General features: G+C 33.7%; 7 protein-coding genes. 6 read left to right on the top strand and 1 reads right to left on the bottom strand.

From position 1 onward, the window contains the following. The first annotated feature begins 443 nt into the window (after window positions 1-443). Window positions 444-2375 (top strand): glycosyltransferase, encoded by a 1932-nt coding sequence (locus AC2CGR_RS28085; protein WP_071715276.1) that lies wholly within the window; start codon window positions 444-446, stop codon window positions 2373-2375. Window positions 2376-2442: 67 nt separating this feature from the next. Continuing rightward, window positions 2443-3216, top strand: a complete 774-nt coding sequence (locus AC2CGR_RS28080) for a class I SAM-dependent methyltransferase (protein ID WP_000657499.1) — start codon at window positions 2443-2445, stop codon at window positions 3214-3216. Between the two features lie 40 nt (window positions 3217-3256). Here the strand turns inward: AC2CGR_RS28080 and AC2CGR_RS28075 are convergent, their stop codons facing one another. After that, a complete protein-coding gene (locus tag AC2CGR_RS28075; protein ID WP_087963788.1) occupies window positions 3257-4201 on the bottom strand; it encodes an NAD-dependent epimerase/dehydratase family protein in 945 nt (314 codons plus the stop codon). A gap of 256 nt (window positions 4202-4457) precedes the next feature. Between AC2CGR_RS28075 and AC2CGR_RS28070 the strand changes: the two genes are divergently transcribed. The 4 genes from AC2CGR_RS28070 to AC2CGR_RS28055 all read left to right on the top strand — a co-directional run bounded on the left by AC2CGR_RS28070 (window position 4458) and on the right by AC2CGR_RS28055 (window position 8264). Then, window positions 4458-5252 carry a sulfotransferase family 2 domain-containing protein gene (locus tag AC2CGR_RS28070; RefSeq protein ID WP_000800266.1) on the top strand — a complete coding sequence of 265 codons (795 nt, stop codon included), beginning with the start codon at window positions 4458-4460 and terminating at the stop codon, window positions 5250-5252. Between the two features lie 157 nt (window positions 5253-5409). Continuing rightward, window positions 5410-6144: a class I SAM-dependent methyltransferase gene (locus AC2CGR_RS28065; RefSeq protein WP_042874221.1), complete on the top strand. Its 735-nt coding sequence runs from the start codon at window positions 5410-5412 to the stop codon at window positions 6142-6144. Beyond that, complete coding sequence (locus AC2CGR_RS28060) at window positions 6141-7013, top strand: class I SAM-dependent methyltransferase (protein WP_087963789.1); 873 nt, start codon at window positions 6141-6143, stop codon at window positions 7011-7013. The genes AC2CGR_RS28065 and AC2CGR_RS28060 overlap by 4 nt, the downstream gene beginning before the upstream one ends. A gap of 174 nt (window positions 7014-7187) precedes the next feature. Continuing rightward, window positions 7188-8264: a glycosyltransferase WbsX family protein gene (locus tag AC2CGR_RS28055; protein ID WP_048553455.1), complete on the top strand. Its 1077-nt coding sequence runs from the start codon at window positions 7188-7190 to the stop codon at window positions 8262-8264. Window positions 8265-8353: the final 89 nt, after the last annotated feature.

Below are 8353 nucleotides of genomic sequence, written 5' to 3'. Positions count from 1 at the left end.
ACGTTTCACGTTGTTTGTTTCGTTCAGTTTTCAAAGAACTACTTGGTCGCTCATTTGCGACTTCCTTATGTTAACATTTTCATCTTTCAATGTCAACTAAGTTTTTTATTTCGTTTGTCGCTTTCGACGTTGTTGTCATCGGCGACTTGTCCTATATTACACCTCTATACTCTAATCGTCAATACCTTTTATCCTTTTTATTTTATAAATTATAAAGCGTATTTTTATAATCCTTCCCTAAAGATTAATAAACTAGTACAGTCACTTTCATAATCGACAGTTTCTACTTTCTAAAGAATGAATATCAAGCCAAACAAATATATATTAAAAGTAGCCTTTTCATTTCGATTACATTCACAATTATCTCCTACCACTTCTCTCTAGGAATTATAAATACACCATACATTTACTAAAAATCTAATTAACTTAGGAGGCGTTATGAAATGCATGTTAATAAGAAAATCATTTATGTATCCCATGATGCCCATTTCCACGGAGCACAGCTGCTTTCTTTACATACTATTAAAGCTCTTAAAGAAAATTTTCATTACTCCGTCGCAATTATTTCTATTGGAACGGGCATTTTAATCCACGATTTTCAAAAGTATGGTCCTGTTTATTGCCTAGAGAAAGATTACCCAACGGACAAAAAGATCGAATCATTAATAAAGAAGTTATTATCACAAGACTATACCATCGCCATATGTAGTACCGTCATAAGTGGTGACATAGTTGCATTACTAGCTAAACATAATATAAAAGTTATTTCATTAATACATGAATTGCCGCATTTAATACAACAATACTCTGCTGTGGGAAAGGCTAGAAACATTGCCCAATTTGCTTACAAAATTGTCTTTCCTTCACAGTACGTGTATGAAAAATTCCTTACAATCACCCAATTAGACCATCAAAAGTGCCACATCCTCCCTCAAGGTTTGTTTAACCACAATCCTTATAAGAACAACATTGCAAAAGCGCGAAACGAATTACGAAAAATACACAACCTGCCTCTAGATAGCAAAATCATTTTGGGGGTAGGTTTCGCTGATCATCGAAAAGGGATAGATTTATTCTCACTTATTGCTTACTCAGTAAGAAAGATTCATAGAAATATTCATTTTATCTGGGTTGGGAAAACAGATGTTCACTTTTTAAAAACGCTATCACCAAGATATACAGCACATTTCACATTAGTGGAGCCTACTCCAGATATCGGTTTATATAACGCTGGGGCTGATTTATATTTATTAACTTCAAGAGAAGATCCTTTCCCAAACGTGGTTTTAGAAGCATTAGATACAAAAGTCCCTGTTATAGGGTTTAAAAACGCTGGAGGTTTTGGAGATGTTGTTACGGAACAAACCGGTGCATTAGTAGACTATTTAAACTTACCGATGATGCTGGAAAAAATATATGAATTTATCGGGGATGAAGATTTACGATTACAGAAAGGGACCTTTGGCCAAGAACTTATTGAAAAAGATTTCAACTTTCTTCATTACGTTTATCAATTATTAAACTTGCTTGAGCATAATTATAAAAAAATAAGCGTCATTATACCGAACTATAATTACGAAAAATACTTACCCGAACGAGTTACATCAATATTAAATCAAACCTATCCCCTTTACGAACTAATTTTCCTAGACGATGCCTCTACTGACAATAGCGTATCTACATTTGAAAAGCTGCTCTCAAACGAAAATAAACACCACCTGAAAGTTCAGCAGATTATTAACGATAAAAACTCTGGTTCTGTATTTAATCAATGGATAAAAGGTGTCTCTGCAGCAACCGGTGATTATATTTGGATTGCTGAGGCCGATGACTTATGTGATCAGACATTTTTAGAAGAAGTAATACAAGGGTTTCATATAGATAGTGATGTTTCCTTAAGTTACACACAATCAAAGCAAATAGATGAACAAGGAAATATCTTGGCCAATCATTATTTGGATTACACAAACGATATTGATAAGGAAAAATGGCTGCGTTCTTATGTCCGAAAAGGGATAGATGAAATACAAGATACGTTACTTATCAAAAACACCATACCTAATGTCTCAAGTGTAGTTTTTAAAAACATAGATATAAAAACAACAGCAAAACAATTGGAAAAGTTTAAAGTAGCTGGCGATTGGTTTTTCTATGTTTCTCTCCTTAAAGAGGGGAACATTTATTTTAATCCAAAACCTCTAAACTATCATAGACGACATACAAATAGCGTAACAAGAACAGAAGATTCATATTCCCATTACAGTGAAGTTGTACAAATGCAGAATTTCATTAAAGATACCTTTGCTATCGACGACATTTCAAAAAAGAAAATGTACGCATATAGAAAGTACCTTAAAGCATATTTGAAAGTTTGATTATAATATTTTCTTTACCATCCTTATCTCTTATAGATATTACTATTATTTAAGGGAGGGTTACTCTTTGAAAGAATTTATAGAGGCAAATAAAGATTTGATTTCTCAAATTGCACAAAACTACAATGTAAATGCAAGTATCCACCCAGAGGATCATATCTTTCAATTCCTTGTCACGAATCCAGTCTTTCCATCTAAAAAAGAAGCAATAGATTATTATTTTAAAGATGGAAGAAAATCAGCAGAAACACTCTTAGATTTAACGACTTCCTTTTATCCCCCTGTAGATACTCCAATTAAATTATTAGAATTCGCATCCGGATATGGCTGCGTAACACGTCATTTATTAAACCTACAAACGAACTTACGTATAACTGCCTGTGATATACATGAAGAGGCCATTACTTTTCTTGAACGCACATTACATACATCATCTATCTTATCTCATCCTGAACCTGAACAAATAAAATTATCGTCTACGTATGATATCGTTTTTGGCCTATCCTTTTTTTCTCATATGCCTGATACAACTTGGTTTCGTTGGCTTCAAACATTGTATAATGCTGTTTCCCCTGGCGGATTATTCATTTTCACAACTCATGGATATCAAAGTAAAAAGTACTTCGGCTTCCCAGATTTAAATAAACAAGGTTATTGGTTTCTCCCCTCTAGTGAACAACTTGATTTAGATGTGCAACAATATGGGCAAACGATCGTTAGTCCCTCTTACGTATGTGACAAAATTAAATTATTACCTTATAATCCTATCATCAAAAAATACACTGAAGGTTTTTGGTGGGAACATCAAGACCTTTGGGTAATAAAAAAAGAAATAAAATAATAAACCATGCTCTACTTATACAGAAGTAGGGCATGGTTTATTATTTTTTACTATATAAGAACTCTTCAATCCACAGCTTATTTAATCTAATTCCACTTTTGAAATCTATTTTCGGTTCCCAATTACATTCTCGTCTTACTCTATCTATATTTAAAATGATTTTTTGAACATTTTCTTGCTTTTGTTTATAGCAGATAAAGTCCACTTTTCTTTCCGTTAATTTCTCTAATTCTACTATAATTCGTTTTAAAGAGAGACCCTTACCGCTCCCTATATTATACACACAAGATTTCAAGTGATTTAATTGCGCTAGTTGTATAGTGACTTCCACTAAATCATCGATATAAATATAATCTCGAATAATCTCTTGTGGATTCCCGTATATATTAATCTTTTCATTGCTGAGATGCTGATATAAAAAACAATTTATTGCTCCAACTTTCTTTAACGGGTTCTGATATTTTCCATACGGATTAGAATATCTACATACAACATAATCCATTCCATACTTTTTCTTATAAAAGTACAAATAATTTTCAAGCGACACTTTTGTTATTCCATAAGGAGAAAGTGGTTTTAACGGATGTTTCTCATCAATAGGTAAATATTCTGGTTCACCATAAACCGTGCCTCCTGAAGATGCTAATACAATTTTTTTAATAGGGAAATCTTTAGCACTTTCCATGAAATTAAGAAAAAAAAAGCTATTGTTTATATCTTCGAAAACATCTTCAATTGAAGTTGCTACATTAGACGTTGCAGCTAAATAAATAATAATATCCACATTCACTAAAGCTATATATATATCTTCAACATTTGCTAAATCACCTTTAATAAATTCAACCTCATTTATAATATTTTGAGGGAAATTATTTATATGCCTGGAAAATACTTTTACGTTTTGACCTTGTTTCAATAAACCTAATGCGAGGTTAATACCAATGAAACTATTTCCACCTACTATTAAATAATTATTCTTCCCCATAATATCCTCTCTAGTAATAAGATTTTTACTTATCACACCTGTAAATACAAATAAATGAACTTGGACAATTCTATTATTCTTTCTCTTATAATTGTATGCCTCTTATACATTTTCATTATCTTTATTTTCTGTTTAGAATCGCTGTCTTATCTAAGATGACCGAAAAACACTCATAATATTTACTCATTTCCATGAATATATTGGATTAGTAAAGCCTTCTCCATAAATAAAACTTTCAAAAAGGAGCATTAAATTTATGAAGAATGTAAATCAAGAGCTGTTAAATCATGTAATTCTACATAAAGACCGAATTCCACATTTCCATAAAGACTTTCCCCTTATACTATTCTGGAGCCACAGAAGCGGATGTACTACATTAGCTAATTGGTTCTTTTTTCAAATTGGATTATTTACTGAAGCAAAAAAATACCATGACTTTATTCATTACTATGAATTCTGGGTGTATAAAAACAGCACCAACTACATACCAGAGTTACAAAATGGTCTTCTAGCAGCAAAAAAAGATGTTTGTAAACTTGTGCGGAATCCCTATACAAGGGCTGTCAGCTCATTTTTATTACTTGCTGACAATCCATATGCTAGCCCTCAATGGGAAAGTATCCGCCAGTATTTGTATAATGACAAATATAGTAACCGAGGAATATCATTTAAACAATTTTTATATTACATTCGAGCCTTCGGTTCCAATTCCCTAGCAATGGACATACATTTCAGTCAGCAATACGTTCCAGGTGAAGAAAATTTTATCCAACACTATATTCCTTTAGAAGATTTTAATACACAAATCACCAAGTTAGAACACACGTACGATTTACTTAAATCCCATTTAGCGCTACTTACAAGCTCAGATCATCATCGCGCTCATAAGATGATTTATACAGGAAACTATGCGGAACTCAGCCTTACAGATGCAGCCTTCCCTCGCTTTCCAACATATGAAAGTTTTTATGATAAAGAAACAATGGAGTTAGTTACAGAAATATATGCACAGGACTTTGAAATGTATCCTTACATAAAAGGAGTATTTTAAGTCAATACATCATTCTCCAATGAATAAAAGTGAATGTATCGCATAGCATAAAGTGAAACTTTAATTAATGTGGGTTCCCTACTTTTCACCCGCCCTCTTTGATTTCGCTAATTGTTGGCGTATGTCATATGGATTTTTCACACAGGAGTGATGTCATGTGGAAGGTAATTTAAAGCACAATACTGGATACTGTGTTATTTGCGAGAAAGAAGCTATATTTATAGAGCATAATGATTGGCTTAGAGATCACTACTTATGTTCTACATGCCACTCTATACCGAGGCAACGAGCTTTAATCCATGTTTTAAATACATTTTTCCCCAAATGGGGTTCCTATCATATCCACGAATCCTCTCCTGGAGGGATTACGACTCAGCTACTAATAAAAAACTGTAAAAACTATACATATTCTCAATACTTTAAAAACTACCCTCTTGGTCAATACTTTCAAGGAATTAGATGTGAGAACTTAGAAGACATGACTTTCCAAAATGAATCTTTTGATTTGTTCATTACGCAAGATGTCTTTGAACATGTAATGGAGCCAAAAAAAGCCTTTAAAGAAATAGAACGTGTATTAAAGCCTGGTGGCGCTCATGTGTTTACTGTCCCTTGGTATCATACACTCCCAAAGACTTTACAAAGAGCAAGAATAAATAAAGAAGTAATTGAGTATATGGAAGAGCCAATTTATCATGGAAATCCTATTGATGAGAATGGGGCTTTAGTAACATTTGATTGGGGCCAAGATATGATTGAATATATTTATACCCATGCAAACATGTATACAATTGTTTATTTACAAAAGGATAGATCACTAGGATTAGATGCTGAATTTCTACATGTTTTTATTAGTAAAAAACACGAATATAATTTGGAGGTTAACAAATGAATACCTTTAAGTTAGGAAGTGATTTTGATAACCTTGTTAGTCCACTTTCTGATGTTGAACTTCTAAATCTATTTATACAAAGTTGTTCACAAACAAAGATAAATGGCATCCCAGTACCTATGTTCCCTCCTGAAGAAATTCAACAACAGTTTGTAGGTGCTTCCTATGAACATGCTCTTTATGAAGCATATTTGTTTTATAGCCATGTAAAAACATATGCCCAAAATTTAGGTGTTCCCTTGAATAAAGAACGTAAAATTTTAGACTTTGGTTGCGGGTGGGGAAGAATTATACGCTTTTTTTTCAAAGATGTTCGCGATGAAAATTTACTTGGGATTGATGTAGATCCAGCAATGATTAACATTTGCAATGAAACGTTAGGAAGAGGAATATATAAAACCGCCAATCCACAACCTCCTGTAGAATTTATTAGTGACAATTCATTGGACATCATATTCGCTTATTCTGTATTCTCACATTTATCCGAAGAAACTGCAGAACATTGGATAAAGGAATTTTCAAGAATTCTTCGTCCAGGTGGAATCTTCATCGCAACAACACAAGCACGCTATTTTCTCGATTACTGTCAACAATTCAAGGAACACCCTGAATTTATTCAAACGGGTTGGCATAAAACTTTATCTCAAGCTTTTCCAGATATAAATCGGGCCATCTCGGATTATGAAAGCGGCAATTTTGTCCACAGTCCTACAGGAGCCGGAGACGTTAGAAATAGTAGCTTCTACGGAGAAACCGTTATACCTAGAACTTATATTAAAAATCACTATGAGAAGTATTTAAAGCTACGGGACTTTTTTGATGATGTAAACCGATTACCCCAAGCCCTATTTGTTCTCCAAAAAGATTAACTCTTTTCTTACATGATAATGCACATAATTTTATAATGAAAATCACTTTTCATCTCAGCCATATATATTAAATCACCCAAGATTCCTCTATCGAGCAAACTGTAAACTCGATTCAAAAAATCAAAAGTAACTTCCCACCACTTTGAACTACGAAGAACATAAGGGGGATATACCTTGAAAATTATTGCTTTTTACTTACCACAGTTTCATCAAATAAAAGAAAATGACCGATGGTGGGGAAAAGGTTTTACTGAATGGACAAATACTAAAAGTGCACGGCCTTTATTTTCAAAACATTATCAACCTAGGGAACCTTATCAAGACTTTTATTATGACTTAACGGACCCATCCGTAAGAAAGTGGCAAGCAGAAATCGCTAAAGCACACGGCATATATGGTTTTTGTTATTACCATTACTGGTTTAAAGGAAAAAGGCTATTGGAGACACCCTTTAATGAAGTACTTAAGACGGGCGAACCAGATTTTCCATTTTGCCTTTCTTGGGCAAATGAACCGTGGACAAAAACTTGGGATGGTCTTGATAGTCATATATTAATGCCTCAAAATTATGGAGAGTTATCGGATTGGAAAGAACACTTCGACTATTTATTACAAGCTTTCCAAGATGAAAGGTATATTCGTATAGATGATAAACCACTATTCATTATTTACCGTCCTGGGCATATCCCTGACTGTGAGCAAATGCTTAATTACTGGAGTACACTCGCACAAGAAAATGGTTTGAAAGGTATATACTTTGTAGAAACATTAAACAGCTTCCCACTTCCTAATATAAATGGGTTCGATGCTAGCATTCAATTCGAGCCTTTTTATACAATTGCTCATGATAGCTCTTCAGACATAAATAAAACAATATATGAGTCTGGTAAACAAATAAACGCTTGGGATTATGATAAAGTTTGGATGTATATACTAAAGCGATCTCCTCCAGAGAAAAAAACATTTCCCGGTGCCTTTGTTGACTGGGACAACACAGCACGCCGCAAAGACTTAAATAGTAGCATCTTCCTAGGCTCTACTCCTGAGAAGTTTACGATATATTTAAGTAAGCAAATCTATCGTACCTATTCTCTTTACAACAGCGAATTTTTATTTATGAATGCTTGGAATGAATGGGCAGAAGGTACTTACTTAGAACCAGATAAAAAGCATGGATTCGCCTATTTAGAAGGAGTTAAGCAAGCAATTAGTAGAGGTATGAAAGCATACAAAAAAGACGAGTCATTTTGACTCGTCTTAAGCTTGCTTGGCGACGTCCTACTCTCACAGGGACAAGGTCCCAACTACCATCGGCGCTAGAGAGCTTAACTTCCGTGTTC

Source organism: Bacillus sp. LSHTCR4 (assembly GCF_057197025.1).
This window is presented reverse-complemented; position numbering and strand designations above follow the sequence as displayed.

Bases quoted from the DNA above. Each gene is read 5' to 3' on its own strand.
- AC2CGR_RS28085 (WP_071715276.1), top strand. From the start codon at position 444: ATGCATGTTAATAAGAAAATCATTTATGTATCCCATGATGCCCATTTC.
- AC2CGR_RS28075 (WP_087963788.1), bottom strand. From the start codon at position 4,201: ATGGGGAAGAATAATTATTTAATAGTAGGTGGAAATAGTTTCATTGGT.
- AC2CGR_RS28070 (WP_000800266.1), top strand. From the start codon at position 4,458: ATGAAGAATGTAAATCAAGAGCTGTTAAATCATGTAATTCTACATAAA.
- AC2CGR_RS28060 (WP_087963789.1), top strand. From the start codon at position 6,141: ATGAATACCTTTAAGTTAGGAAGTGATTTTGATAACCTTGTTAGTCCA.